The 26,134-nt window shown below is 66.5% G+C and carries 31 protein-coding genes; 16 read left to right on the top strand and 15 right to left on the bottom strand.

Annotation, left to right across the window (positions count from 1 at the left end; genetic code table 11):
* Positions 1-3: 3 nt before the first annotated feature.
* The 4 genes from gltX to C3Y92_RS02770 all read left to right on the top strand — a co-directional run bounded on the left by gltX (position 4) and on the right by C3Y92_RS02770 (position 3,599).
* On the top strand, positions 4-1,398 hold the full coding sequence (gene gltX / locus C3Y92_RS02785) for a glutamate--tRNA ligase (protein WP_129349278.1): 1,395 nt from the start codon (positions 4-6) through the stop codon (positions 1,396-1,398).
* 150 nt (positions 1,399-1,548) lie between these two features.
* On the top strand, positions 1,549-1,791 hold the full coding sequence (locus C3Y92_RS02780) for a type II toxin-antitoxin system Phd/YefM family antitoxin (RefSeq protein WP_129349276.1): 243 nt from the start codon (positions 1,549-1,551) through the stop codon (positions 1,789-1,791).
* Positions 1,788-2,183: a type II toxin-antitoxin system VapC family toxin gene (locus C3Y92_RS02775; RefSeq protein WP_165352055.1), complete on the top strand. Its 396-nt coding sequence runs from the start codon at positions 1,788-1,790 to the stop codon at positions 2,181-2,183. The genes C3Y92_RS02780 and C3Y92_RS02775 overlap by 4 nt, the downstream gene beginning before the upstream one ends.
* A 99-nt stretch (positions 2,184-2,282) precedes the next feature.
* Entirely contained in the window at positions 2,283-3,599 is a 1,317-nt protein-coding gene (locus C3Y92_RS02770; protein WP_129349274.1) for a hemolysin family protein, read from the top strand.
* A 94-nt stretch (positions 3,600-3,693) separates the two neighbouring features.
* Here the strand turns inward: C3Y92_RS02770 and rpmB are convergent, their stop codons facing one another.
* The gene (gene rpmB, locus C3Y92_RS02765) at positions 3,694-3,900 is read right to left on the bottom strand and encodes a 50S ribosomal protein L28 (protein WP_006917954.1); all 207 of its coding nucleotides are present in this window, start codon (positions 3,898-3,900) and stop codon (positions 3,694-3,696) included.
* Positions 3,901-4,085: 185 nt separating this feature from the next.
* Here rpmB and C3Y92_RS02760 point away from each other — a divergent pair, with 185 nt between their 5' ends.
* The 8 genes from C3Y92_RS02760 to glyA all read left to right on the top strand — a co-directional run bounded on the left by C3Y92_RS02760 (position 4,086) and on the right by glyA (position 10,837).
* Entirely contained in the window at positions 4,086-4,628 is a 543-nt protein-coding gene (locus C3Y92_RS02760; RefSeq protein ID WP_129349272.1) for a YceD family protein, read from the top strand.
* A 69-nt stretch (positions 4,629-4,697) separates the two neighbouring features.
* Positions 4,698-4,880: a 50S ribosomal protein L32 gene (rpmF, locus tag C3Y92_RS02755; protein ID WP_006917956.1), complete on the top strand. Its 183-nt coding sequence runs from the start codon at positions 4,698-4,700 to the stop codon at positions 4,878-4,880.
* Positions 4,870-5,919 carry a phosphate acyltransferase PlsX gene (gene plsX, locus C3Y92_RS02750; RefSeq protein WP_129349270.1) on the top strand — a complete coding sequence of 350 codons (1,050 nt, stop codon included), beginning with the start codon at positions 4,870-4,872 and terminating at the stop codon, positions 5,917-5,919. The genes rpmF and plsX overlap by 11 nt, the downstream gene beginning before the upstream one ends.
* 16 nt (positions 5,920-5,935) lie before the next feature.
* Positions 5,936-6,928 carry a beta-ketoacyl-ACP synthase III gene (locus tag C3Y92_RS02745; RefSeq protein WP_129349268.1) on the top strand — a complete coding sequence of 331 codons (993 nt, stop codon included), beginning with the start codon at positions 5,936-5,938 and terminating at the stop codon, positions 6,926-6,928.
* A gap of 263 nt (positions 6,929-7,191) precedes the next feature.
* Positions 7,192-7,920 (top strand): 3-oxoacyl-[acyl-carrier-protein] reductase, encoded by a 729-nt coding sequence (gene fabG / locus C3Y92_RS02740; protein WP_129349266.1) that lies wholly within the window; start codon positions 7,192-7,194, stop codon positions 7,918-7,920.
* A gap of 30 nt (positions 7,921-7,950) precedes the next feature.
* Entirely contained in the window at positions 7,951-8,187 is a 237-nt protein-coding gene (locus C3Y92_RS02735; RefSeq protein WP_006917960.1) for an acyl carrier protein, read from the top strand.
* A 72-nt stretch (positions 8,188-8,259) separates the two neighbouring features.
* A complete protein-coding gene (gene fabF / locus C3Y92_RS02730; protein WP_129349264.1) occupies positions 8,260-9,504 on the top strand; it encodes a beta-ketoacyl-ACP synthase II in 1,245 nt (414 codons plus the stop codon).
* Between the two features lie 94 nt (positions 9,505-9,598).
* On the top strand, positions 9,599-10,837 hold the full coding sequence (gene glyA, locus C3Y92_RS02725; RefSeq protein ID WP_129349262.1) for a serine hydroxymethyltransferase: 1,239 nt from the start codon (positions 9,599-9,601) through the stop codon (positions 10,835-10,837).
* Between the two features lie 134 nt (positions 10,838-10,971).
* On the opposite strand, the gene C3Y92_RS02720 is transcribed toward glyA, so the two are convergent.
* The 3 genes from C3Y92_RS02720 to C3Y92_RS02710 form a co-directional block, all read right to left on the bottom strand.
* Positions 10,972-11,298, bottom strand: a complete 327-nt coding sequence (locus tag C3Y92_RS02720) for a type II toxin-antitoxin system PemK/MazF family toxin (protein ID WP_129349260.1) — start codon at positions 11,296-11,298, stop codon at positions 10,972-10,974.
* Positions 11,295-11,507 (bottom strand): antitoxin MazE family protein, encoded by a 213-nt coding sequence (locus C3Y92_RS02715; protein WP_129349258.1) that lies wholly within the window; start codon positions 11,505-11,507, stop codon positions 11,295-11,297. Before C3Y92_RS02715 ends, C3Y92_RS02720 begins: the two co-directional genes overlap by 4 nt.
* A 93-nt stretch (positions 11,508-11,600) precedes the next feature.
* On the bottom strand, positions 11,601-12,014 hold the full coding sequence (locus C3Y92_RS02710; RefSeq protein ID WP_129349256.1) for a winged helix-turn-helix transcriptional regulator: 414 nt from the start codon (positions 12,012-12,014) through the stop codon (positions 11,601-11,603).
* 101 nt (positions 12,015-12,115) lie between these two features.
* Here C3Y92_RS02710 and C3Y92_RS02705 point away from each other — a divergent pair, with 101 nt between their 5' ends.
* Positions 12,116-12,970: an SDR family oxidoreductase gene (locus tag C3Y92_RS02705; RefSeq protein WP_129349254.1), complete on the top strand. Its 855-nt coding sequence runs from the start codon at positions 12,116-12,118 to the stop codon at positions 12,968-12,970.
* Between the two features lie 139 nt (positions 12,971-13,109).
* Here the strand turns inward: C3Y92_RS02705 and C3Y92_RS02700 are convergent, their stop codons facing one another.
* From C3Y92_RS02700 to C3Y92_RS02655, 10 genes are all read right to left on the bottom strand, one after another.
* Positions 13,110-13,388: a hypothetical protein gene (locus C3Y92_RS02700; RefSeq protein WP_235669587.1), complete on the bottom strand. Its 279-nt coding sequence runs from the start codon at positions 13,386-13,388 to the stop codon at positions 13,110-13,112.
* Positions 13,389-13,652: 264 nt separating this feature from the next.
* A complete protein-coding gene (locus C3Y92_RS02695) occupies positions 13,653-14,738 on the bottom strand; it encodes a sensor histidine kinase (protein ID WP_129349250.1) in 1,086 nt (361 codons plus the stop codon).
* Positions 14,739-14,819: 81 nt separating this feature from the next.
* Positions 14,820-15,272, bottom strand: coding sequence for a response regulator (locus C3Y92_RS02690; protein ID WP_015862628.1), 453 nt, complete (start codon positions 15,270-15,272; stop codon positions 14,820-14,822).
* Between the two features lie 12 nt (positions 15,273-15,284).
* Positions 15,285-16,004, bottom strand: a complete 720-nt coding sequence (locus C3Y92_RS02685) for a hypothetical protein (protein WP_129349248.1) — start codon at positions 16,002-16,004, stop codon at positions 15,285-15,287.
* On the bottom strand, positions 16,004-16,387 hold the full coding sequence (locus C3Y92_RS02680) for a response regulator (protein ID WP_015862630.1): 384 nt from the start codon (positions 16,385-16,387) through the stop codon (positions 16,004-16,006). Before C3Y92_RS02680 ends, C3Y92_RS02685 begins: the two co-directional genes overlap by 1 nt.
* 5 nt (positions 16,388-16,392) lie before the next feature.
* Positions 16,393-18,105 carry a sensor histidine kinase gene (locus C3Y92_RS02675; RefSeq protein ID WP_015862631.1) on the bottom strand — a complete coding sequence of 571 codons (1,713 nt, stop codon included), beginning with the start codon at positions 18,103-18,105 and terminating at the stop codon, positions 16,393-16,395.
* Positions 18,106-18,108: 3 nt separating this feature from the next.
* Positions 18,109-18,459, bottom strand: a complete 351-nt coding sequence (locus C3Y92_RS02670; protein WP_129349246.1) for a NifB/NifX family molybdenum-iron cluster-binding protein — start codon at positions 18,457-18,459, stop codon at positions 18,109-18,111.
* The gene (locus C3Y92_RS02665) at positions 18,456-19,727 is read right to left on the bottom strand and encodes a sigma 54-interacting transcriptional regulator (protein ID WP_129349244.1); all 1,272 of its coding nucleotides are present in this window, start codon (positions 19,725-19,727) and stop codon (positions 18,456-18,458) included. Before C3Y92_RS02665 ends, C3Y92_RS02670 begins: the two co-directional genes overlap by 4 nt.
* Before the next feature lie 87 nt (positions 19,728-19,814).
* The gene (locus tag C3Y92_RS02660; RefSeq protein WP_129349242.1) at positions 19,815-20,234 is read right to left on the bottom strand and encodes a DUF1634 domain-containing protein; all 420 of its coding nucleotides are present in this window, start codon (positions 20,232-20,234) and stop codon (positions 19,815-19,817) included.
* A gap of 64 nt (positions 20,235-20,298) precedes the next feature.
* Entirely contained in the window at positions 20,299-21,270 is a 972-nt protein-coding gene (locus tag C3Y92_RS02655) for a sulfite exporter TauE/SafE family protein (RefSeq protein WP_129349240.1), read from the bottom strand.
* Between the two features lie 302 nt (positions 21,271-21,572).
* Here C3Y92_RS02655 and C3Y92_RS02650 point away from each other — a divergent pair, with 302 nt between their 5' ends.
* A complete protein-coding gene (locus C3Y92_RS02650; protein ID WP_129349238.1) occupies positions 21,573-22,610 on the top strand; it encodes a sigma-54 interaction domain-containing protein in 1,038 nt (345 codons plus the stop codon).
* Positions 22,611-22,745: 135 nt separating this feature from the next.
* Here the strand turns inward: C3Y92_RS02650 and C3Y92_RS02645 are convergent, their stop codons facing one another.
* On the bottom strand, positions 22,746-23,564 hold the full coding sequence (locus C3Y92_RS02645; protein WP_165352054.1) for a GNAT family N-acetyltransferase: 819 nt from the start codon (positions 23,562-23,564) through the stop codon (positions 22,746-22,748).
* A 266-nt stretch (positions 23,565-23,830) separates the two neighbouring features.
* On the opposite strand from C3Y92_RS02645, the gene C3Y92_RS02640 reads away from it, so the two are divergent.
* Both C3Y92_RS02640 and C3Y92_RS02635 read left to right on the top strand, forming a co-directional pair.
* Positions 23,831-24,766 (top strand): FecR family protein, encoded by a 936-nt coding sequence (locus C3Y92_RS02640; protein ID WP_129349234.1) that lies wholly within the window; start codon positions 23,831-23,833, stop codon positions 24,764-24,766.
* A 693-nt stretch (positions 24,767-25,459) separates the two neighbouring features.
* Entirely contained in the window at positions 25,460-26,101 is a 642-nt protein-coding gene (locus C3Y92_RS02635; protein WP_129349232.1) for a hypothetical protein, read from the top strand.
* Positions 26,102-26,134: the final 33 nt, after the last annotated feature.

The raw sequence follows: 26,134 nt of genomic DNA, 5'->3' as shown, positions 1-26,134 counted from the left end.
CCCATGAGCACCATCGTCACCCGCTTCGCCCCAAGCCCCACCGGCTACCTGCATATCGGCGGCGCGCGCACGGCCATCTTCAACTGGCTCTTGGCCCGCCACTTCGGCGGCACCTTTCTTTTGCGCATCGAGGACACCGATCTCCAGCGCTCCCAGTCCGACATGACCCAATCGATCCTGGACGCCATGGAGTGGCTGGGCCTGGACCACGACGGCGAGATCACCTACCAGAGCCAGCGCTTCGACCTCTATAACGAGCACATCGACAAGATGCTGGAGACCGGCCACGCCTACTGGTGCTCGTGCTCGCCCGAGGAAGTCGAGGCCATGCGCGAACAGGCTCGGCAAAAGGGGCTTAAGCCCAAGTATTCCGGCCGCTGCCGCGAAGCCGGCCTTGGCCCCGGCCCGGGCCGGGTGGTGCGGCTCAAGGCGCCGGTCACCGGGGCCACCCTGGTTGACGACATGGTCAAGGGTCCGGTGTCCATCGACAACGCCGAACTCGACGACATGGTGCTGCGCCGGGGCGACGGCTCGCCCACCTACAACCTGGCCGTGGTGGTGGACGACGCCACCATGGGCGTCACCCACATCATCCGGGGCGACGATCATCTCAACAACACCCCGCGCCAGATCCTCATCTACAAGGCCCTGGGCTTCGATCTGCCCCGCTTCGGCCACGTGCCCATGATCCTCGGGCCGGACAAGAAAAAGCTCTCCAAGCGCCACGGGGCCACGGCCGTCATGGAATACGAGGTCGAGGGCTTTTTGCCCGAGGCCATGTTAAACGGTCTGGTGCGCCTGGGCTGGGCCCACGGCGACCAGGAGATCTTTTCCCGCGAGGAGCTGGTATCGCTTTTCACCGCCGACAACCTCGGCTCCTCGGCCGCCGTCTTCGACAAGGCCAAGCTGTTGTGGCTCAACGCCCATTATATCAAGGAAAGCCCGGCCTCGCGCCTGGCCGTGCTGTTAAACGCCTTCCTGGAGCGCCGGGGCTTTGACAACCTCGACCTGGACTATCTGGCCCGCATCGTTCCCCTGCTCCAGCCCCGGGCCCAGACCATGGCCGAGATGGCCGAGAAGGCCGAATGCTTCGTCGTGGCCGACGAGGCGCTTTCCTACGACATGGCGGCGGTCAAGAAATTCTTCACCGACGAGGTGCGGGGCCATCTGGCCCATCTGCGCGAACTGTTGGCCGGGCTGTGCTGCTTCAACCATGCCTCCATGGAAGCGGCGGTGGCCGGCTATCTGGAAGAGCGCGAACTGAAGTTCAAGCTGGTGGCCCAGCCCCTGCGCGTGGCCGTCACCGGCGTCACGGCCAGCCCCGGCCTGTTCGAGACCATCGAGGTGCTGGGCCGCGAGCGCGCCCTGGCCCGCCTGGACCGGGCGCTGTCGCTGTAGGCTGCGGCTAATCCGACCATGTAAAGCCCCTGCCGCGCCCCCGCGCGGCAGGGGCTTTTTTCTGGCGTCCCGGGGAAAGGCGCGGCGGCCGGTCTTGACTCCACCTGGGGATGTACATAGCTAAGATGGGTGTACGCCAAGGAGCCGGCCATGATCGTCACCGCCACCGAACTGCGCAAAAACCTTTTCACCATCTTCGATCAGGTGTCCCAGGGCGAAACCGTGCTGGTCACGCGCGGCGGCCGGCCCGTGGCCCGGGTCTGCCCGGCCGGCGAGGGCCCCCCCCAGGCCCCGGCCGATTGGCGCGCCGCCATGACCCGCCGGCCGCGCCTGACCGCGCCGGCCGAGGAAGCCTTCGCCCCCATGGACGACCTGTGGGCGGACAAGGCGTGAAGCGCTATCTCCTGGACACCCACGCCTTGGTGTTCTGGAGCCTGGGCGAAGGCCTGTCGCCGCGTTTCGCCACCCGCCTCGACCGGCTGTGCCGGGCGGGACGGCTGGCCGTGTCGGCGGTGTCCTTTTGGGAAACGGCGCTTCTGGCCCAAAAGGGGCGCATCGAACTGCCCGACGTGGCCGGATGGAAAGACGAACTGGTGCGCGCCTCGGGCCTGGCCGTCCTGACCCCGGACGCCGACGTGATGATCGCCTCGGCCCTGCTCCCGCCCCTGCACAAGGACCCCATGGACCGCCTCATCGTGGCCCATGCCCTGGCCAAGGGCGCGGTGCTGGTCAGCCGCGACGCCCTGGTGCGCCGCTACCCCGTCCCCACCCTCTGGCTGGACTGAGCCTCGCCCATGTCCACCGCGCCATTGCCTCGCGCCGCCGCGCGGGGTAGGCTCGTCATACCCGCCCCATCCGGGCAATCCCTCCCCTTTGGAGTCCCCATGTCTTCCGTTGCCTTCGAACTCGCGGCCGTTTTGGCCCTTATCCTGGCCAACGGCTTTTTCGCCATGGCCGAGATGGCCCTGGTCGCCTCGCGCAAGGCCCGGCTGGACGCCCTGGCCGAGGCCGGCAGCCGCCGGGCCAAGGCCTGCCTGCTCCTTCTGGCCCAGCCCGAGGCCTTTCTCTCCACCGTGCAAATCGGCATCACCCTGGCCGGAGTGCTGGGCAGCGCCTACGGCGGCGCGACCCTGGCCCCGGCCCTGGCCACGGCCCTGGCCGCCATACCGATGCTTGCCCCCTACGCCGAAACCCTGTCCCTGGCCTGCGTGGTGGTCCCCATCGCCTTTTTGACCCTCATTCTCGGCGAACTCGTGCCCAAGCGCCTGGCCCTGACCCGGCCCGAAACCCTGGCCCTGGCCGCCGCGCCGGTCATGAACGGCCTGCTCGTCCTGTGCCGCCCGGCGGTCTGGCTGCTCGGAGTCGCCACCCGGGGCGTGCTGCGCTTGCTCGGCCTTGGCGGCGAGGCCGGGCCGTCGGTGACCGAAGAGGACATCCGGGGGCTGCTTCTGGAAGGCCGCCGCCACGGCGTCATCGAGGACGCCGAACACGACATCATGGAGCGCCTGCTGCGTCTGGCCGACCGGCCGCTGGGCGTCATCATGACCCACCGTTCCCGGGCCGACTGGCTGGACGTCGCCCAGGACGAGGAAGCGCTTTTGGACAAGCTCCTGACCAGCCCCCACACCCGCTTTCCGGTCTGCCGGGGCGATTTTTCCGACGTGCTCGGGGTGGTGCGGGCCAAGGACGTGCTGGCCGGACGCATCCGCGACGGCCGGCTTGACGTGGCCGGCCACACGGCCCCGGCCCACTTCCTGCCTGAAACCATGCGGGGGCTGGACCTCTTGGCCGCTTTTCGCGACACCCCGGGACTCAAGCTTGCTTTGGTGGTGGACGAATACGGCGACGTGGTGGGGGTGGTGGCGGCGGCGGACGTGTTCGCCGACATGGTGGGGGAGCTGGCCGGCGTGGGCGGGCCGGCCGAGGCGGCCATCGCCCGGCGCGCCGACGGCTCGCTGCTGGTGGACGCGGCCACGCCCATGGACGAGGTGGCGGCGGCGTTGGGTTTGCCGCGCCCCTGGCCCGAGGAGTTTTCCTCAGGCACCCTGGCCGGCTTCGTGCTGGAGCACCTGGGCCACATCCCGGCCATGGGTGAAAGTTTCAGCGCCCACGAAGCCGTCTTCGAGGTGGTGGACATGGACGGCCGGCGCATCGACCGGGTGCTGGTCGTGCCGCCGTCCGAGGAAGAGGAAGGGGCCTAGCGCAACCGCCAGCCGGCATGGGAAGCGCCACGCAAAAAAAGGGCGATCCGCCCGGCGGACCGCCCTTGAAAAAAGGCAGGGGTCGGCGAAAGCCCTAGGCGTGCTTGGCCACGGGCTTGACCACCGCGCCGGAACGCAGGCAGCGGGTGCACACGGTGACGGTCTTCACCTCGCCCGAGGGCAGCTGGGCGCGCACGCTGACGAGATTGGGCTCGAAACGGCGCTTGCTTTTGTTGTTGGCGTGGCTGACGTTGTTGCCGGACTGGGGCTTTTTGCCGCAATGATCGCAAATCTTGGCCATGATGGGTTCCTCCGGAAATCGATTCGCGCGGCGGCGCGACCCCTTTTGGGGCCTAGGCCAAGGCGCGTTTTTTCACAGTGACGCAAAGAATTTTGTGAGGTACATGGGAAGGAAGACCTTGGCAAGCTTTTTCTTGACAAGACGACGGCCAGGGACTAGCACACTCTTCTTCGCGAGGGAAACTCATGTCCGAATTATGGCTCGATATCACCGACGTCCCGGCAAGTGGCCGGGAATTTTCATTTTCCGACCAGAGCCTGTGGACCGGCCCCATCGCGGAATTCGCCCTGCCCTACCGTCTGGACCTCCCGGGAACCGGCCTTGCCGCCACGTTCACCGTGACGCCCCAGGGTCGGGGCGTGCTCGTGGCCGGAACGCTGTCCGGCAAGACGGTCACCCCGTGCGACCGCTGCGCCGAGGACGTGACCCTGGACGTCGCCACGCGCTTCGACCTGTTCGAGGACGCGCCCCTTGAGGGCGAGAAATCCCTCGAACCGGGGCTTCTGCGCCGCCGGGGCAAGGTGCTGGAACTCGACGCCGGCAGCTTGCTGTGGGAACAGTTCCTGCTGTCCCTGCCGGTCAAGCCCCTTTGCGACGAAAACTGCCAGGGGCTTTGTCCCAGCTGCGGCAAACGCCTGGCCGACGGCCCCTGCGGCTGCCAGGCCGAAACCGGCGATCCCAGGCTCGCCGTGCTGCGCAATTTGAAGGTTCCGCGCGGCTCCAACTAGGCAATGTCGCCTGGTTGTCGCGCGTTTTTGACCTGATATGACCAAAATAAAGGATGCGAGGTAATCGCCATGGCCGTCCCCAATAGAAAAATCTCCAAGTCCCGCAAAGGTATGCGCCGCGCCCACGACCACGTTCCGGTTCCGTCCGTGGTGCTGTGCTCCTGCGGCGAGCCGACCCTGCCCCACCGCATCTGCCCGAGCTGCGGCACCTACCGCGGCCGCCAGATGCTGCGGAAGGACGATGCCGAATAACAAGCCGCGTATCGCCGTGGACGCCATGGGCGGGGACTTCGGTCCCCGCATGGTCGTCCCCGGCGCGCTGCACGCCGCCAAGGCCGGCCAGGCGGAAGTCATTCTCGTCGGCGACCAGGACGCCATCGCGGCGGAACTGTCGCGTCGCGACGTGAAAGGGCTTCCGATTTCCGTGGTCCACGCCTCCCAGGTGGTGGAGATGGACGAAAAACCTTCCGAGGCCATGCGCCGCAAGAAGGACTCCTCCATCCAGGTGGCCTGCAACCTCGTGCGCGACGGCGCGGCCGACGGTCTCATCTCCGCCGGCCATTCCGGCGCGACCCTGGCCTGCGCCATGTTCACCATCGGCCGGGTGCCCGGCGTGGAACGGCCGGCCATCGCCACGTTTCTGCCGTCTGAACGCTCCCACACCGTCATCGCCGACGTGGGGGCCAACGTGGACTGCAAGCCCTTCCACCTGCTCCAGTTCGGCGTCATGGCCTCGGTTCTGGCCAAGACCATGCTCGGCCGGGAAAACCCGGTGGTGGCGCTTTTGTCCAACGGCGAGGAAAAGGGCAAGGGCAACCAGCTGGCCAAGGAGACCTTTGATCTCCTGCGGGCCAGTTCGCTCAATTTCGTCGGCAACATCGAGGGCCGCGACCTGTTTGCCGGCAACGTGGACGTCGTCGTGTGCGACGGATTCGTCGGCAACGTGGTCATCAAGGAAGCCGAAGGCTTGGCCTCGTCCATGGGACGGGTGCTCAAGGGCGAGCTGCGCCGGGGCTTTTTCGGCCAGATCGGCACCATGCTGGCCCTAAACGCCCTCAAACGCTTCGCCCGGCTCATGGACTACACCGAATACGGCGGCGCGCCGCTCATGGGCCTTAAGGGCAGCTGCCTCATCTGCCACGGCGCTTCCAACGCCAAGGCCATGGCCAGCGCCGTGCGCATGGCCGCCCGGTTCGTGGCCATGGAAGCCAACTCCCACCTCTCCGAGGCCGTGGCCGCCAACATCGACCTGACCGGTCCCCGCCGCCAGGCCGCCAACGAACAACGCTGAGACGGTTCCCCCCACCATGACGCATACCGCCCGCATCCGAGGCATGGGTTATTACGCGCCCGAAAAGGTGCTTACCAACGCCGACCTTGAAAAAATCGTCGAGACCTCCGACGAGTGGATCACCACCCGCACCGGCATCAAGGAACGCCACATCGCCGCCCCCGGCGAGACGGTCAGCGACATGGGGGCCAAGGCCGCCCAGGCCGCCCTGGCCGACGCCGGCATGGACGCCAATGAGCTCACCCACATTTTTCTCTACACCGTCACCCCGGACTTCTACACCCCCTCCGCCGCCTGCCTGATGCAGGAAAAGCTCGGTATAAGGGGCAAGGTGGCCCAGGACGTCAACGCCGCCTGCTGCGGCTACATCTACGGACTGGAGATGGCCCGGGCGGTCATCGCCCTGCGCCCCGAGTCCAAGGTGCTGGTGGCCGCCGCCGAGGTGCTGACCTCGCGCACCAACTGGGCCGACCGGCGCACCTGCGTGCTTTTCGGCGACGCCGCCGCCGCCTGCGTGGTCACGGCCGACGCCCCGCCCCTGGGCAAGGCCGCCGTGATCGACGCCCTGCTGTCCAGCGACGGGTCGCTGGGACATCTGCTCACCATCAAGGGCGGCGGATCGGGCCATCCCTACAAGCTCGGCGACGCCATTGACGAAGATTTCTTCCTGCAGATGAACGGCCCCGAGGTCTTCAAGCACGCCGTGCGCTCCATGGCGAACGTCGGCCGGGACCTCATGGCCGCCCACGGCCTGACCCGCGACGACATCGACCTTTTTATTCCGCACCAGGCCAACCTGCGCATCATGGAAGCCGTGGCCAAAAAGCTCCAGTTCGGGCCGGAACAGGTCATGTCCACCGTGGCCCGCTTCGGCAACACCTCGGCCTCCACCATCGGCATCGCCCTGGTCGAAGCCAGGCAGGCCGGACGCATCCCGGTCGGCGGTAAGGTGCTGCTCGGCGCGTTTGGCGGCGGCTTCACCTGGGGAGCGGCCCTGCTCCAGTTCTAACCAGGCGGCCCGACACGACGTTTTGGCGTCGCGCCGGAACAAGCACGCCGGGAAACGGCCGGCCGCCGAGGCCGGCCGCTCGATAGCCGCGCCAGCCCCGGGCAACGGCGCGCAAAGGCATTTGCCCAGGCCGGGCGTTTCGGCTACGTTGCGCCCTGTCTGCAGCGGCCCGGCTCGGGCCGGCCGGGACGTCACGCCCCGGAACTCTCGCAACCATCGCGTCGCGCGCCCGCTGGCTTTTGGCGCGCCAAGGAGCACCGTCCATGTCCACGGCTCTCGTCACCGGAGGTTCCCGAGGCATCGGCGCGGCCGTGGCCAAGCGCCTGGCCGCCGACGGCTTTGACGTCGTCATCACCTATGTGAGCAAACCCGAGGCCGCCGCCGCCGTGGTCGCGGACATCGCCGCCGCCGGAGGCAAGGCTTCGGCCCTGGCCCTGGACACCGGCGACGCCGCCGCCGTGACCGCCTTTTTCGCTGAACATTTCAAAGGCGTCGATCTCCATGTGCTGGTCAACAATGCCGGCATCACCCGCGACGGCCTGATCATGCGCATGAAGGACGAGGATTTCGCCGACGTCATCCGCGTCAACCTTGTCGGCGCGTTCACCTGCCTGCGCGAGGCGGCCAAGATCATGATCAAGCGCCGGGCCGGACGCATCATCAACATCACCTCGGTGGTGGGCCAATCCGGCAACGCCAGCCAGGCCAACTACGCCTCGGCCAAGGCCGGGCTCATCGGCCTGACCAAGGCCGCCGCCCTGGAGCTTGCCGCCCGCAACATCACGGTCAACGCCGTGGCCCCGGGCTTTGTGGAAACCGACATGACCGCTGTTTTGCCGGACGCCGTCAAGACGTCCTTTGCCGAACGCATCCCCTTAAAGCGCGCCTGCGCCCCCGGGGAAATCGCCGCTGCCGTCAGCTACCTGGCCAGCGACGACGCCGGATACGTCACCGGCCAGGTGCTCGGCATAAACGGCGGCATGTACATGTAACAAAAAATACGGCCTTGCTTGGAGGAAACCATGTCTGTCGCTGAAAAAGTCAAAGAGATCATCGTGGATCAGCTCGGCGTCGATGCCGCTGAAGTCAACCCGGACGCCAAGTTCGTGGACGACCTGGGCGCCGACTCCCTGGATCTGACCGAGCTTATCATGGCCATGGAAGAGGAGTTCGGCGTCGAGATCTCCGACGAGGACGCCCAGCAGATCCAGAAAGTCCAGGACGCCATCTCCTTTATCGAAAAGAAAAAGGGCGAGTAAGCCCCAAACGCCCAGTCGGGCCGGGGCGGGACACGCGTTGTCCGCCCGCCCCGGTTCGCGGACGGATGCGCCATGACCTTAAATCGGGTAGTCGTCACCGGCCTTTCGGCCATCACCCCCATCGGCAATGACCTGGCCACGAGCTGGGCCAATCTTGTCGCCGGCGTCTCGGGCGCGGCCCCCATCACGCGCTTTGACGCCTCGGCCTTTGACACGCGTTTTGGCTGCGAAGTCAAAAACTTCGACGAAAAGCCGTATATCGCGGCCAAGCTGGCCAAGCGCCTGGACCGTTTCACCATTTACGCCCTGTCCGCCGCCATGATGCTCATGGAGGACGCGGGCTGGAAGATCCCCGCCGATGAAGCGGAGCTCGTCTCCGTCATCGTCGGCTGCGGCATGGGCGGCATCGAGACCCTCGAAGCCACCCACTCCAAGCTCCTGGAACAGGGGCCGTCGCGCATTTCGCCCTTTTTCATCCCGACCATGATCGCCAACATGGCCGCCGGCCAGATCTCCATCGCCACCGGCGCGCGCGGCTCCAACGTCTGCACCACCTCGGCCTGCGCCTCGGGACTGCACGGCATCGGCTACGCCTATTCCGACATCAAGCTCGGACGGGCCGTGGCCGCCATCTGCGGCGGCGTCGAATCCACCATCACGCCCCTGGCCGTGGGCGGATTCAACGCCCTCAAGGCCCTGTCCACCCGCAACGACGATCCCACCAAGGCCTCGCGTCCCTTCGACGCCGGCCGCGACGGCTTCGTCATCGGCGAGGGCTGCGGCCTGCTGCTGCTGGAATCCCTGGAGCATGCCCAGGCTCGCGGGGCGCGCATCCTGGCCGAAGTGGCCGGGTTTGGCGCGTCAGGCGACGCCTACCACATGACCGCCCCGCCCGAGGACGGCTCCGGCATGGCGCTCGCCATGAAGGCCGCCCTGCGCGAGGCCGGCATGGCCCCGACCGAAATCGCCCACATCAATGCCCATGGCACCTCCACGTCGCTCAACGACGCCTGCGAGACCACGGCCATCAAGTCGTTGATGGGCGACCACGCCTACAAGGTGCCCATCACCTCCAACAAGTCCATGATCGGGCATTGCCTGGGCGCGGCCGGCGGCATCGAGTCGGTCGTCAGCGTCAAGACCATCGTGGAGGGCGTCATCCCGCCCACCATCAATTACGAGACGGCCGATCCGGCCTGCGACCTGGACTGCACGCCCAACGTGGCGCGCAAGCAGGCCGTGGCCAACGTGTTGTGCAATTCCTTCGGGTTTGGCGGCACCAACGCCAGCCTGCTCTTCAAGGCCTTCGCCCAATAGCCCCGGACCGGGCCGGCCCGGTCCCAGTAGCCGCCGACGGGGGGACGCTCGCACGCCGGGCCTCCCCCCGAACGCGTTCAAAGGAGGACGCTCCATGGAAGAACTGCTCATCGCCGACCCCGAAGTCGGCCGGGCCGTGTGCCTGGAAATCGACCGCCAGACCGGCAAGCTCGAAATGATCGCCTCGGAGAACTTCGTCTCCGTGGCCGTGCGCCAGGCCCAGGGCAGCGTGCTCACCCACAAGTACGCCGAAGGCTACCCGGGCAAGCGCTACTACGGCGGCTGCGAATACGTGGACATCGCCGAGGATCTGGCCCGGGACCGGGCCAAGACGCTGTTTGGGGCCGAGTACGCCAACGTCCAGCCCCATTCCGGCTCCCAGGCCAACATGGCCGTCTATTTCGCGGCCATGCAGCCCGGCGACACCCTGCTCGGCATGGACCTGTCCCACGGCGGGCACCTCACCCACGGCTCGCCCGTGAACTTTTCCGGCAAGCTCTTCAACATCGTGTTCTACCACGTGAAGAAGGAAACCGGCACCATCGACTACGACGAGGTCGAGCGTCTGGCCAAGGAGCACAAGCCCAAGGTCATCGTGGCCGGGGCCAGCGCCTATCCGCGCATCATCGACTTCGCCCGCTTCCGGGCCATCGCCGACGAGGTCGGGGCCAAGCTCGTGGTGGACATGGCCCACATCGCCGGCCTGGTCGCCGCCGGCTGCCATCCCTCGCCCATTCCCCACGCCCACTACACCACCTCGACCACCCACAAGACCCTGCGCGGCCCGCGCGGCGGCCTGATCCTGTCCAGCGAGGACAACGGGAAGACGCTCAATTCCCAGATCTTCCCCGGCATCCAGGGCGGCCCGCTCATGCACGTCATCGCGGCCAAGGCCGTGGCCTTTGGCGAGGCCCTGAAGCCCTCGTTCAAGCTCTACCAGCAGCAGGTGGTGAAGAACTGCCAGGCCCTGGCCAAGGGGCTTATCGCCCACGGCTTCGATCTGGTGTCCGGCGGCACGGACAACCACCTCGTGCTGGTCGATCTGACCAACAAGGACGTCACCGGCAAGGACGCCGAACACGCCCTGGATCTGGCCGGCATCACGGTCAACAAGAACACCGTGCCCTTCGAGACCCGCTCGCCCTTTGTCACCTCGGGCGTGCGCATCGGCACGGCGGCCCTGACCACGCGCGGCTTCACCGAAGCCGACATGGAAAAAGTCGTGACCTGGATCGACGCGGCCATCAAGGCCGTGGGCAACGAGACGCGCCTGGACGAAATCCGCAAGGAAGTCGAGCCGTTCGCCAAGAGCTTCCCGCTTTTCGCCTATTAGCGTTACGCGCTTCAAGCGGCCTTGGGCCGCAAAAAACGCCGGGAGGGCTGCCTTCCCGGCGTTTTTCTTTTGAGGGATGCCTCCGGCGGCCGGGGGGATGATCCCCCCGGACCCCTGCAACGGGAAAAAGGGCCTCAGGCGATCCCCAATAAGACTGAAAGCGCCCGGGTGATTTCCAGCATCAGCCCGTCATCCAGGCGGCCAAAGGGCGCGCCAACCTTGTCGCGCGGCACGGTATGGGCCTTGTCGATCATGACTTGGGAGGGTTTGCGCAGTCCGTTCGCCGCGTTTGCGGCAACGTCAAAACGCAGCAAGGGCGCGCCGTCCACCCGGTGGCTGGTAATGGGCAACAGCGTCACCGAAGCGTGTTCGGCAAACAGATCGGACTGGATGACCAGGGCCGGGCGCGGCTTCCCGTAGTCGCCGGCCAGGGAAACGGTCACCACGTCGCCGCGTTTCATTCCCACCCTTCGATGGTCGCGGCGGCCTGGGCGGCAAAATCCAGATGCTCCGCTTCGTGGGGATCACTGCTCACAAGCTGGGACTGCCGCCGGCACTCGGCGGCGAAACCGGGCCGGCGCGTGTCGGGAACCCATATCTGCAGCGGCCGCAGTCCCTGCTCGCGCAGTCTGGCTCTGTACCGCTCCTGCTTGGTGGTTGAGGCTTGCATGGCGTGGCTCCTTTTGGGAAAAGGTAACATGCGACCCGACAAAGTCAACCTGGGGCGGGGGCGCCGGGGCAACGCGGCGGCCGGTGGCGAAGTTCAGCTCGCCACTGCCTCACCATGCTGTTTGCGGCTCGCCAATACGCGGTCCAGATTGGTCTCGATCCAGTCCTTGAGGGCAGCCACTCGCTGCGCGACTTCATGGCCCATGGGGGTGAGGCTGTACTCCACGAACGGGGGCACCACGGGGTAAGACACGCGCCGAACAAAACCATCCTCCACCAAGGCCTTGAGGCTCTGCGCCAACATCTTCTCGCTGACTCCGCCCATTCTGCGCCGCAGTTCGCTGAACCGGTGCGTCCCGTCGAGCAACGATACCAGGATGAGCACGCCCCACCGACTGCTCACATGGGTGAGAATTTCCCTGGAAGGGCATGGCGTTGCAAAGACGTCCCCCCTAAGCGGCCGAGCGCTTTGGGCCTCCGTGCCGAGGGGAAATGGCAGGGTTTTCATGATGTTCCTTACTTACTTTTTTGTGTGTACTTCCTTCTCTGCAGCAACGTGTATAGAGGGTTTGCATCGTGATTTGCAACACCAACGCCTGGAGAAATACCATGATCGCCATTACTGGAGCCACCGGCCAACTCGGCCGCCTCGTCATCTCGATATTGTTGGAGTCCGTGCCCGCAAACGAACTCGTCGCCGTGGTGCGAACCCCGGACAAAGCGGTTGATCTGGCCGCCCTTGGCGTGCAGGTGCGCCGAGGCGACTACACCCTGCCCGACACCCTTGCGGACGCCTTGGCGGGAGTGGACAAGCTTTTGCTCATTTCCTCCAGCGAGATCGGGCAGCGTGTGGCGCAACACGCCAACGCCATCGCTGCAGCCAAGTCCGCAGGGGTGCAGCTGCTGGCCTACACCAGCATTCTCCATGCGGACTCGACGCCTCTGGGGCTTGGCGACGAACATCGCCAGACCGAAGCCCTCCTTGCCCAGTCCGGCCTGCCGTTCGTGCTGCTGCGCAATGGTTGGTACACGGAGAATTATGCTGCAAGCATCCCGGCCGCCCTGCAATACGGCGTGCTGCTGGGCTGCGCCAGCGAGGGACGCATCGCGTCCGCCGCAAGGGCTGATTACGGCGCTGCCGCGGCAGCCGTGCTGCTCTCGCAAGGACAGGCTGGCAAGATCTACGAACTGGCCGGCGATGCCTCGTACACGCTTAGCGACTTTGCGGCGGAAATCGCCAAGCAGTCCGGCAAGCCCGTGGCCTATCAGGACATGCCCCCTGCTGACTTCGCTGCCGCCCTTAAACATGCCGGCCTGCCCGAAGGGTTGGCCGATCTGCTGGCCGATTCCGACGCGGGCGCGTCCCGGGGAGGCCTTTTCGACGACAGCCGCACCCTGTCCACGCTCATAGGCCGTCCAACCACGCCCATGGCCGAAGTGATCAGGAAGGCTCTGGCGGTCTAACCGGCCCAAATCCGACACACCGCCGGGAGTTGTCTCCGGTGGTTGAGGGATTGCGCAGCGGTCCCCAAACACCAAACGCCGCCGCGCCGTGGGAGGACTCACCACGGCGCGGCGGCGCAAGCGTTTATCGGCGCGAAAACTACTTCGTCCAGGGGCTGCCGAAACCCGTGCCGTTTTGGGGCATGGGCATGGTGCCGTCGCCATAGCCCAGGCCCAGGCCAAGCCCCAGGCCCGTAGCTCCCTGCCCCGGGCCGCCCGCGCCGCCAAGGCAGGTGCCGCAGGCCAGGCCGCCGAGACCGGGCGCGTCGGCCTCGCCGTCCATCCACCAGGAACCGGTCCCGTCGCCTAAAGCCGCCATGGCCTGCCCACCGCAGAAGAGCGCCGCCGCCAGAAACAATCCTGCCGCAACCGTTTTCATCGTGTCCTCCAGGGAGTCGGAATGGCAACCCTCTAGCATACGCCGAGCCAATGCCGGTTCTCCTGCGATGCCAGGATGATGCATTTTCAGGCGGTTGCGGCCTGGATAGAAACCATACAGATTTGCCTGGCTGGCCGGCAGTTTTGTTTACACTGTATACCGAAAAGCCAGATAGCCTAGCGCAACACTCGGAATTGAAAAGAAAAAAAGCGAGAAAGCGAGATAAAAACGGCCAGGCCGACACCGCGTGCCGCCGCTGGCGGGTCAGGCCAGGGGAAACCGGGCGATGAAGCGGCAGCCGCCCTGGACGGGATGTTCGTAGGCGATGTCGCCGCCCAGGCTGCGGGCCACGCCGCGCGCGGCGGCCAGCCCCAGGCCGCTGTGGGCCTTGGAGTCGCGGGTGGAGAAAAACGGCTCGAAAATGCGTGGGGCGATGGCCTCGTCAATGCCCGGGCCGTCGTCGCTGACCGTGAGAACGAACTCCCCGCCCACGACCACGGCTTCCACCCGCACCGTGCCCGGGCCGCCGGCCATGGCGTCCAGGGCGTTGTCCACCAGGGCCGAGCAGACGAGGTCAAAGGCGGCCGGGGCAAAGCGCACGAGCAGATCGGCCGGCACGGCGTTGTCCCCGCCAAGGCCCAGGGAGGCCATGCGGCCGGTGCGGTCGTCGAACACGGCCTGGGCCGCGCTTTTGACCGGCAGCTCGATGGGACGCGGATCGAAGCGGCCGCCGCACTTGAGCAGGTCAAGCATCACGGCCTTGATACGCGCGCCCTGGGCCGTGATCTGGCGGGCCGACTGGCGGATCTCGGCCGCCGTGCCGGTCGCCTCGGGCGGCAGATCGTCGCACAGGTCGTCGATCCAGCCGGCCAGGGTGGTCATGATGTTGACCGGGTTGTTGATCTCGTGGGCCGCGCCCTCGGCCACCCGGCCCAGGCCGGCCAGACGCTCCACCTCGATAACCCGGACCGCCTCGGCCCGGTCGAGCTTGCGGCCGTAGGCCCGATGCAAGGCGGCCACAAGCTCGTCAAAGGCGATGCTCTTGGACAGGTAGTCGGCCGCGCCAAGCTTCATGCCGGCAACAGCCGACTCCACCCCGGCCTGGCCGGTGAGCATGAGGGCCTCGCCGGCAAACCCGGCCTGCTTGAGGTCGGCCAGGACTTCGACGCCGCTTTTGCCGGGCAGATTGACGTCAAGCAGCACCAGATCCGGCGGGGACGCGGCAGCCGTCGTCAGGGCCTCGTCCCCGTCGGCGGCGACGGCGACAGTGAAGTCGCGGCCCGAGAGCCGCTGCGCCAGAAGCGAGGCGTACAGCGGCTCGTCGTCAACGAGCAGGACCGATATCGGCATGCGCCCCTCCCGCGCCAAGGCCCGCTCCCGCCCGGCCCGACCGCGCCGGACGGCGGTCGGGCGGCAGGCGTCCCGGCCCGGTTAGTCCTTGTCCTCGTCCAGAATCTGCTGGGCTTCCTCGAACGCGCCGGCCTGGGCGAAGGTGGCCGCCACCATGGCGTCTTCCATCTTCTCGCGGTAGGCCTTTTTCACGGTGCCCAGCAGTTCGTCGATCTCGACGGGCTTTTTGTGGTAGTGGAAGGCGCCGAGCTTCTTGGCTTCCTCTTCGGTGGCGTCGGTGCCGTGGCCGGTGAGGATGATGATGCGCACGTCGGGCTTGGCCGCCCGGACCTTGCGCAGCACTTCCATGCCGTCGATGCCGGGCATGCGCAGGTCGAGCACCACGACGTCGGGTTCGTCCGAGGCCACGGCCTCCAGGGCTTCCTCGCCGGAGTAGACCACCCGGGACGGCACGTCGCGCATTTTCAGGCGCTCGGACAGGGTGTTGACGAAGTTTTCCTCGTCGTCAACCAGCAGCAGCTTGATCTTTTTCATGGCAGTCTCCTGTTATGAGGCCCCGTCCGCTTGGGGCGGGCACGAAGCCGGTTGTGTCGTGGGCGATTCCCGAAAAACCAGGGTCAATGTCTTGCCGGGCGCGACATCGGCCTCGGCGGCCCCGGCGGCCCGGGCGGCGTAGAGCCCGGCGGCCAGGGCCTCGTCGGGGAATTCCCCGTCCCCGGGGGTCAGGGTCACGGCCAGGGCGTCCCCGTCCGCCCGGCAGGACAGACAAATTTTCCCGCCCATGGGCAGATGGGGCAGGCAGGCCAGCAGCGTCTCCAGGACCGGCCCCAGGTAGTCCGCCCGGCGCAGGGGCGGCCAGCTAGGGGCGGCCTCGGCGCAGGGCGCGACCTCGGCCGTGATCTTGCGCCGCTTGAGCAGCCGCTCGGCCAGGGCCATAAGCGCCGCCAGGGCCTCGGGCGGGGCGGCGGCGCGTCCCTGGCCGTCCAGGCTGTGGGCGGCCAGGGCCAGGGCTTCGGTCAGCCCCACGGCCCGGGCCAGCTGGCCGCGCAGCATGGCGGTCAGCTCCACGAAACGCTCGCGGTAGGCAAACCCGCCCTTGATGCCAAAGGTGCGGCGCGTGGTCTTGGCGTCAGCGGCCAGGCAGTCGTCCATGAGGCCCAGGGCCTGATTGAACGTGGCAAAGACGTTCATGAGGTCATGGCAGGCGGCGGCCGTGACCGTGCCGAGAAACCGGCCGTCGGCGCTTGGGGCCTTGGACGCGTCCATTACGCCTTGCCTCCGATGGCGGCGGCCTCGGCGATCTTGCCTAAAAGCGCGTCGAGTTCCAGGGGCTTGAGCAGGTAATCGAAGGCCCCGAGCTTCATGCCTTCCATGCCGTCGCGGGTGCCGGCCTGGCCGGTCAAAAGGATCACCTGGATCTCCGGGTTGGTGGCCTTGATGTGGCGCAGGATGTCCAGGCCCTTGAGTCCCGGCATCATGACGTCCATGACCACCACGTCGGGTTTGTCGGCGGCGATTTCCTTGAGCGCCTCTTCGCCGGAATAGACGCAGCGCACGGTCAGTCCGCGCAGTTCCATGCGTTCGGCCAGGGTGGCGGTAAATTCCCGTTCATCGTCCACAAGCAGTATATTGACGTCTTCCATGCGCATGATGGCTAGGCCTCGTGTTTGGGATGTTTGGGAAAACGCAGGGTGAACGCGGTCCCTTTGTCCAGCTCGCTCTCCACGCCGATCTCGCCGCCCAGGCGCTTGACGATGCCGTAGGTGATGGACAGGCCAAGACCGGTGCCCTTGGTCTTTTTGGTGGTGAAAAACGGCTCGAAGATGCAGGCCATGGTGTCCTTGCTCATGCCGCAGCCGTTGTCGCGGACAATGACGCTGACCCCTTCGGCGTCGCCTCTGGTGTGGATCTCGATGTGTCCGCCGTCGGGCACGGCGGCCAGGGCGTTATTTAAGATATTGAGAAACACCTGCTGGAGCTGCCCCCGGTCGGACACGATGCCCGTCACCTCGGGATCAAGATCGAGATGCAGGTCAATCTTGCGGTGCAGGGCCTCCTGGTTGAGAAAGCCGCTGGTCTCGGTGATCACGTCGTTGATGTTGATCTCTTCCAGGGTCACGTCCAGGCGGCGGGCGAAGCCCAGCATGCGCCGGGTGATGTCGCGGCAGCGCATGACGGTCTTGAGCACGGAATCAATCAGGAGCAGGTAGCGCTCCTTGTCCGGGAAATCGTCGCGAAGCCCGATGAGGTCGCGCATGAGTCCGGTCTTTTCGTTGATGACGGCCAGGGGATTGTTGATCTCGTGGGCCACGCCGGCGGCCAGCCGGCCGATGCTGGAGAGCTTTTGGCTGTGCTCCACCTGGCGCAGCGCCAGTTCCCGGGCCTCCTCGGCCTCGCGCATCCGGCGCAGGAGCTGGTCGGTGATCTTGTAGGAGGCCAGAAACACAGCCAGCACCCCGGCCCCGAAAATAAAGACCAGATCGCCGCGCACGGTGTACCAGGTGCGCAGCATCTGGGCCTTGGGCTTGATGGCGGCCAGGACGAAGTCGCTGTCCGGGAAGTAGGCGTAGGCGAAAAAGACGTCGTTGCCCTCGCCGTCCTGCTGCTGGAGCACGGTGGCTTCCGAGGCCGGCGGCGGCATGGGCAGGGAGAATTGGTCCAGGACCTTGCCGAAACGCTGGGAATCGGTCTGGAGGATGCCGGCGCGGTTTAAGAGAAAAGCGTCGGACCCCGGCTCCAGGCCCATGGAGCTGATGATCTTGTCGAACTGGTGGGTGTCGAGCGTGGCGCGCACGATAAACGACTCGCCCGAGTCCAGGCTGTGGCGCACGGCCACGATGACGTGGGGGAACTTGCGGAAGCCCATGAAGACGTCCGAAATATAGCGCCCCTTGATGCGCACCTGATTGAACCAGGTCTGCTCGGCGTAGTTGTGGCCCTTGAGGTTGTAGGGGCCGACGTAGTTGACCAGCTCGCCCTTGTCGTTGATCAGCCCAATGTCCACGAAGCCGACGTACTCGGTCTGCAGGATCTTGAGGATGCGGGCCAGGTCCTTCTCGTCGGCCAACTCCTTGAAGGAATAGGCCTGGGCAATGAATCCCACGGCCGAGGTGCGCTCGGCCAGAAAGAGTTCGAAGGAATTCTTGGACTTGTTGACGATGACCCGCAGCGGATTTTGAATCTCCCGGGACAGGGCCTTTTGGTACTCGTGGTAGTTGAGCCAGGCCATGATGGCCAGGGGGATGGCGGCGGTCAGGAGCATCAGCGCCGTGATCTTGCGGCGAAGGGTGCGGTACATGCCCGGGGGTACCACGGCGTCGGAGCCGCCCAGGCCCGAAAGCTGGCGTTTGATGGCGTCGCCGAACATGGCCTAGCCCTCCTTCCCGGGGAAAAGGATGTCGCCCGAGGCCAGACGCCCCGCGGCCAGGCGGGCCAGGGCCGGCTCGATCTCGCCGGCCACGTTGTCGATGACGTCAACGCGCTTGTAACGCAGGTAGTGGTAGTATTCCTCTTCCACGGCCCCGGCCACCACGGTGTCGATGCCGTGGGCCAGGACGTAGTCGCACAGGTCCTCGGGGGACTGGCGGGCGAAAATGATTTCCGAGCGCGACCGCACGGTCCCGTCCTCGGCGATGTCGCAGACCAGGGCCTCGGCGGTGCGGTCGAACCGCCAGGCCACTTCGTTGCCGCGAATGGCGATGAGCGCGCGATGTCCGGTCATGATCCGCTCCCTTTGCCGGCCGGGTCTTTCCTGGCCCGGGCCGGTTTTTTCGGCGCGTCCGGAGCCGGTCCCCGGCCAGGGGGAACGGCGGCGGCGGCGACAGGCGCGACAGGCACGTAGACCGGCAGGTTGGCCGGCACGATGAGCGGCGATTTGGCGGTCATGACCGCATATTCGACGATGTTGCGCAGTTCGCGGACATTGCCGGGATAGGGATACTCGGCCAGCACGCTCATGGCTTCCGGGGAAAAGCCCCGGACGTTTTTCTTGAAGCGCTCGGCGAAGCGCTCGGCGAAATAGGCCAGAAGGAAGGGCAGGTCCTCGCCGCGCTGCCGCAGGGGCGGCAGGTCCAGGCGCATGGCGCTTAAATGGTTGTAAAAGCCCGGGTCGAGCAGGCCCTTGTCGGCCAGCTCGTCGGGATTGCGCTGGGTGGCGAAAAGCAGGCGCACGTCGATGGGCTGGGGAGTCGTGGCTCCAAGAGGCACGACGGCCCCGGTCTCCAGGAAGGCGGCCAGCTTTTTTTGCAAGGACAACGGCGCGTCGGACAGCTCGGGGAAGAAGATGCTGCCCCCGGCCGCCTCGGCGAAACGGCCGCGAATCTCCTCCAGCCCGGCCCCTTCCTGGGCGGCCCGGCCGAAAAGCTCGGCTTCCAGCAGATCGGCCGGCATGAACCCGAGGTTCATGCGCAAAAACGGCCGTTTGGCCCGCAGCGACGTTTCGTGGACGCACTCGGCGATAAGGTCCTTGCCGGTGCCGGTCTCGCCGACGAGGAGCACGGGCCGGTCTAAACGGGCGAACTCCGGCAACGTGGCCAGGATGTGCTCCATGGCCGCGCTCTTGCCGATCAGCGCCCCTTTTCCGGATTTCCGCGTCGCCATGCCGTCCGCTCCCTGCTCGACCAGCTCTTCCACGAAGTCCATGCGGTACAGGATGTTGCCATCCCGGTCGGGCACGCATCTGGTGTGCAGCCGCACCGGTATCCTTCGCCGTCCCCGGTTGACGATGTCGGTTATAAGCGACTGCTCGCAGCCGCCCTGGCGCAGGTGGGGGCAATCCCTTCCGCAGGTGGCCGTGCGCAGCACGTGCCGGCAGGGAAGCCCCCGAGCCTCGTCCAGCGTGAAACCCGTCAACCGTTGCAGCAGGAGGTTTACGTGCACCACCTTGCCGTCCCCGTCGTACACCGCCGCCCCCATGGGCAGGGCGTCGAGGAGCCCCGGCAGGTCAACCATCCCTGCGGCAATCAGATTCGCCTTGTCCGTCGCTGTCACGCTCCCTCCTCCATGCCGCGGCGATCCGCGCCCGTGATGCCTTCACTTGTAGTCGAACCGCCGGGCGCATGGAAGGGAGTTTGCCGCCTAGTGCCCGCCGCTGCCCACCACGCCGGAGGCGGCCACGGCCAGGACCAGGATCTCCAGGATGGCGATGACGGCGAAGATCGGCTCCTTTTTCTTGAAGTAGGCGCCGACCAGGGGAATGTAGCACAGGATGGTCATGCCGGCCAAAAGCACGATGCCGGCGAAGTTGATGAAGTCGCCCTTGACGATGAGCTTGAACCAGCCCCAGCCCGTGGGCACGTTGCCCTGGGTCAGATAGGCCTTGACCGGCTGGGACCACAGCTGGGTCACGGTGTCCAGGGGCACGTGGGGCGTGAGCACGCCCAGCACGTACAGCAGGTAGGTGGCGGCCATCAGGGCCAGGGAACCCCAGCAGCCGTAGAAAAGCATGTTGGAATAGACGATCTGTTCGGGAGGCGTCTGCGTCGTGTCAGTGGTCATTTTCCTTCTCCGTATCTCGCGTGTGCGTGTCGGTAACGGTCGATTCAAGGCGAGGCGCGGCCGATCAGCCGATGCCCAGGCCCTTTAAAAGCGCCTTGGCTCCGGCAAAAAGCAGCACGCCGATGACCATGTAGCGGATGAACTTGGGCTTGGCCTTGGCGAGCAGGCGCACGCCGACAAAGGAGCCGAACATGAGGCCGACGATGGAGGGAATGGCCATCAGCGGAATGACGCAGCCCTGGTTCAGGTAGACCCAGGCGGCCGAGGTGTCGGTGATGGAGAGCAGGAACTTGGAGGTGCCCACGGCGACCTTGAGCGGCACGCCCATCATGAGGTTGAGCACCGGGACGTTGGCCCAGCCCGCGCCCAGGCCGAACATGCCGGCCATGACGCCGATGATGATGAACATCAAAAGGCCCGGCAGGGTGCGGTGGGTCTTCCAGGCGTATTCCTTGCCCGAGGAGGCGTCGAAGTAGACGCCGTTCATGCCCAGCGCAATGCCCACGGCGTCGGGATTTTTCACTTCAGGCACGGCCACGTTCTTCGACTTGAGGATGAGGATGGCGATGAACAAAATGGTGGTGCCCAGGGCGATCTGCACGACGTTGGTCGGCAGGGCCAGGCCGATCATGGCGCCGACGATGGCGCAGGTGGAGGCGATAAGCGCCACCGGCAAGGCCAGGCGCAGCGAGGCCAGATTACGTTTGAGCAGACCCGGTCCGGCGGCCAGGGCCCCGGCCAGGGCCACCATCAGGCCCGCGCCGCGCACGAAGTCGAGGTGGAAGGGGAAAAAGCCGCTGACCAGCGGCACGTAGAGCACGCCGCCGCCAACGCCGGCCAGCACCGCGATGATGCCCAGGATAAAGCAGAAAAACAGCAGGATGAGCGGCCACATCCACCACGGCCCGGACGCGCCGGCCTGGTTGAGGGCGTCGGCCACGACCGCGTCGTTCTGGGCCGCCAGGGCGTAGACCGCGACGAGCAGGGCGGCCGCGAGGACCGGCAGGCCCGCTTTGAAGAAAATTTGCCGTTTCATGATCCTCTCGTTCTCCTTTTCCGGGTGAAGTGGTGTCGCCGCGCCGTCGGCTCCTGGACGGTCCGTGGCCAGGGTCCGCCGTTGCCTGGCGAACCGTTTGTTGCCCGTTGCTTATCAAGGATTGTGCCTTTTCGGATTTGCAATAAAATCAAGATATTAATGATTCTCCAGCGGCAACAAACGGCAAACATTCGCCGCCAGGCGGCAAATTTTTGCCGTTGTCATTTTTCGGCCATTAGCGCATTCTCCGGCCGTCCCCCTGCTCCACCCTGATGGCAACGTTCTGACGGCGGCAAGAAAACATGATCGATTCCAGCATGTTACTTGGCGGCAAATTTTTGCCGCTCGACGCCGACGATCCCGTCGCCGCCGGCCAGCCCTTGCCCGAGGCCGAATTCCTCTTTTGTTCCGCCGAAATGCAGGCCGTCTACGACCTCGCCACCCAGATCGCCCCGTCCGACGCCTGCGTGCTCATCTCCGGCGAAACCGGCACCGGCAAGGAACTGCTGGCCCAGTGCATCCACAACCTCAGCCGGCGGCGCAAAAAACCCTTTGTTCCGGTCAACTGCGGGGTGCTCAAGGGAGAACTGTTCGCCGACAAGTTCTTTGGCCACGAAGCCGGCGCGTTCACCGGCGCGGCCAAGGCCCAGCGCGGCATCTTCGAAATGGCCGGCGACGGAACGCTGTTTCTTGACGAGGTGGGAGAGATACCCGGCATCAACCAGGTGGATTTCCTGCGGGTGCTCGAGGAACGGGCCTTTCGGCGGCTTGGCGGCGAAAAACAGATCCGGTTCGCCGCCCGCATTGTGGCCGCCACCAACCGCGCCCTGCCCGAAATGGTGCGCCAGGGCACGTTCCGGGCCGATCTGTACTACCGCTTAAACGTCGTGCCCCTGGTCCTGCCGCCGCTGCGGCAACGCAGCGGCGACATCGCCTATCTGGCCGAATATTTCCTGTCCATCTACCGCCAACGCTACCACAAGCCCGGCCTGCGCTTCACCGAGGCGGCGCTCACCGAACTGACCGCCCACGACTGGCCCGGCAACGTGCGCGAACTCAAAAACCTCATCGAGCGTCTGGCGCTTTTGTGCCGGGAAGGGGCCATCGACGCGGCCGATCTGCCCGAGGACATGCGCCTTGGCGGCGAGGTCGCGCCGCGCGGCGCCCACACCGACGCCCCCGTCACCCTGGAAGAAGCCGTGCGCCAGGCCAAGACCCAGGCCATCCTGCGAGCCTTTGCCGCAAGCGGCGGCGACAAGGCCCGCACCGCCGAAATCCTCGACATCAGCCCCCGCACCCTGCGCCATTTGGTGCGCGAACTGGGCATTCGGCGGGATTAGGGAAAGGGAAAGGGAAAGACGAAGACGAAGACGAAGAGTGCCTCCGGCGGCTGGGGGCCTGAGGCCCCCAGACCCCCCGAAAGGGGAAAGTATTTAAGGGGGATTTTGGTTCTCTGGTCGGCTGGGAAGTCCCGATTAGAGTTGACGGGAAACACCATTGCCCCGGCGGCCGGGGGGGCAAAGGGCGAAGGACAGGACGGCGTGGCGGGAGACAAAGCCGTTGGCCTCCAAGGCCCGGCGCGAAGCGACGTTGTCCGCCGCGCAGCCGCAGCAAGGCCGCCAGCCCTCCCGCAGACACCAGTCCTTGAGATCGGCCAAAATCCGCCGGGCATAGCCCCGACGCCGTAAGGACGAAGGGACCCACATGCCCAGGTCGCGCCAGTCCCTGTCGGGGCGCACCCGGATCAGATAGCCGCAGCCGACCAGCCGGCCGGCCTCATGGTAAAGATGCAGCATGCCGTTGGCCAACATGTGGCGCAGCTGTTCCTCGGATTCGTACAACGCGTCGGTGTGGGCCAGCAGCCCGTCGTAATCGCCCGGGCCGGCGGCCCGCCGCACGAGCCCCCCTGCCCCGCCGGCCGGCGTCGGCAGAAAATCCCGGAAACAATAACCGGCCACGGTTGCCGTCAGCCCCTTGTCCAGACAGCAGCGCAGGCACAGGCCGTCGAAGGAATGCAGCCAGACCTGTTTGATGCCGGCCCGGGCCGCGACGACGTCGAAAATCGCCTGGGCGTCGGGGACGAAACGGTCGTCCAGATGAAATTCGACCAGCATGCCGTCGGCGGCGACGATGCAATGGCCGGCCGTTTCCCCGCCGGCCTCCAGGCGATACGGCCGGCCGTCCCTGGCCAGCCATTCCAGATGCAGTTCGACGGGATAGGGCAGCCGGTCGATGAAGTTCGCCCGGCTTTGGGCGACGGCTTCCTGTGTCGTCGGCGTCATGGCGTAGTCCATGGCTTCTCCTTGGCAGACCGTGAGCCTGGGGCGTCGGTCGCCCCGCGCTCCTGCCAAAGCCTGCCCGGGGAACGCGGCGCGAGGCCCAAGGCTCCGGCTGGCACGTCCGGCCCGGCGCGTCAACCCCGGCCAGGCCGGCCAGCCCGCCTTCCTTGTCATTTCGAAAGTTTTGGTGTGAAAAGTGCTCAATGTCTGACCAGTGGCCCGGGTTCCCGTCCACGTCGCCCAAGACCGGCCCGGCCGACGCCCTTACAAGGATGCCCGACATGACCCGTACCCGCGCGATCCTCCCGGCCCTGGCCGTTCTTGGCTGCCTGCTCTTACCCTCGGCCCTCGCCCGGGCCGACGACGCTCCGGCGGCCCCTGCCCCCCAGACTCCAGCCGCAGCGCCCACGGCCCAGACGCCGACCGCTCCGGCCGCTCCGGCTCCCGCCGCTGCACCGGCCAATACCCCGGCCGATGCACCAGCCGCTCCGACCTCTCCGGCCTCGGCCGACGCGCCGGCTGGCGACGCCCCGGCCGCGCCGCCCGCCGCCGACGCCGGCCCGCCCAAGGCCGGCGAACTCACCGAGGCCAAAGGGCAAGTCCGGGCCAAGCGCGGGGCCGACCCCGAACGCACCCTGGTCCAGGGCAACCCCGTCTACGCCGAGGACGACCTGGCCACCGGCCCCGAGGACAAGGGCCGCGTCACCTTCGCCGACGGCTCAAGCCTGGACATCGGCCCGGACAGCCGAGTGCTCCTGGCCGACTTCGTGTACGATCCGGCCAATCTCGACGCCTCAAAGCAAGCCATCCGCATGGCCAAGGGCATGTTCCGCTACGTCTCGGGCAAGGTCGTGCAAAACGATCCGGCCCGCCTGCGCCTGGAATCGCCGCTCGCCGTCATCGGCATCCGGGGCACCACCCTGGACCACAAGATCGTCACCGAAATAAAAACCGTCAAAGGCGTGAAAACCGAGACGGTCAAGGATGAACTCCACGCCCTGCGCGCCACCAAGCAAAGCCAGGTGGTGGTGGACCAGCATGGCCTCAAAACGGTGCTGACCAAGCCCGACCAGGCCGTATTCCTGCGCCCCCAACTCCCGGGCTCGGTGCGGGCGCTCACCGACCAGGAAAAAGCGGAATTCGCCACCATCCCGCCCACCCCCGCGCCCTTCGACCCCCGCCCCGGCCGAGGCGGCTTCGTCGGCGGCGGGAGTTGACGGGGGAGAGAAAAAGGAGAGCCTCCGGCGGCCGGGGGCCTGAGGCCCCCGGACCCCCCAAATGGGGATTAGGGGAGAGCAGACGAACAGGCCGGGGTGGATGTTGCGGCCCGCTTGCGGCGCAATCTTCAGGAACGTGCGCGCCAGCCTCACGCAATGCCCCGACCACGCACCATAAATTCTCCATCACACCGCCTTTTGTTGACCGCAATGGTCCGATGCTTTGCACACAGCAAGTTTCCATATACACTCTCCCGACATTCTCCGGGCCAGGAGACGCGCCGATCTGCGGCGCAGTATTGCTGCCGGCCGGCGCAGTCGCCATGCTGCGTCCATGCTGCGGCCCGCTCCGGCCGGACGACAGCCGCGCCATGACGGACCAAGGGGCTCGTCTGGCGGCGCTGGGCACTGACGCAGCGGCCGGGCAACGATTTCAGGAAATGTCGGCAGTCTTCTCTCCTGTCCGATAACGGCATTTCCAACAGTGCAAGGCCGCGCGCCGCGAGGCGAAACGGCCCCAGGCCCGACCAGGGCCGGCCTGAAGCGGGCGCGCGGCAAGGCCGCGGCAAATGCGTCGTCCCCCTGGCCTTGGCGGCATATCTTGTGCTATCGGTTCCACAGGCGGATACTTGGACCAAAGCGGATTTTTCCCGCCAAACCCCAACGCGGCCCTCCGCGCAAAGGGACTTCACCATGCGCCGACTGCTCGTTCTCGCCTTCGCGTTCCTTGTGCTCGCTCCTGACGTTCCGGCCCGGGCCTTCTCCTTTTCCGAGGAGGAGTCCAAAGGGTCCCAGGCTACGGCCGCCAAACGGGCCGCCGTCAGCGCCGCCTTGTCCGCCCCCTGCCGATCAAGCATCAAGGGCAAGCGCATCGCCCTGCTTTTGGCCGAGCGCACCGGCGGCAAGCTGGCCCTGGGCGGCTCGGGCGTGCTCTTTGACGCCGTCAACCAGCAGCTCCAGCAGCTGGGCCTGAGCACCATCACCCAGGGCCAGATCAACGCCCAGATCGCCGCCGCCGAACGCCTGGCCATTTTGAACAACGACCCCGACGCCGCCCTGGCCGCCTCGGGCCGCATCGGCGCGGATTTCTTCATCCGGGGCGTCATCAGCGGCCGGGCCGGCAAGAACCTCATGGTCAACGCCAACGAAGTGGCCGTCACCATCATGATGACCCTGACCGACGCCCGGGGCCGGGTGCTCTCCAGCCAGAAGATGTCGGCCGAATCCTGGGCCGGCCAGGACGTGGTCGGCGCGGCCCTGTCCGTCATCGAGGACGAGGGGGCCGTGGCCGTGGCCAACCTCTACCGCGATTTTTGCGCCCAGGCCGGCAAGTAGCGCCCGTTTCCCAGGCCATGCCGTCGCGACGCC

This window comes from Solidesulfovibrio carbinolicus (assembly GCF_004135975.1).
In the GTDB taxonomy this organism is placed as follows: domain Bacteria; phylum Desulfobacterota; class Desulfovibrionia; order Desulfovibrionales; family Desulfovibrionaceae; genus Solidesulfovibrio; species Solidesulfovibrio carbinolicus.
This window is presented reverse-complemented; position numbering and strand designations above follow the sequence as displayed.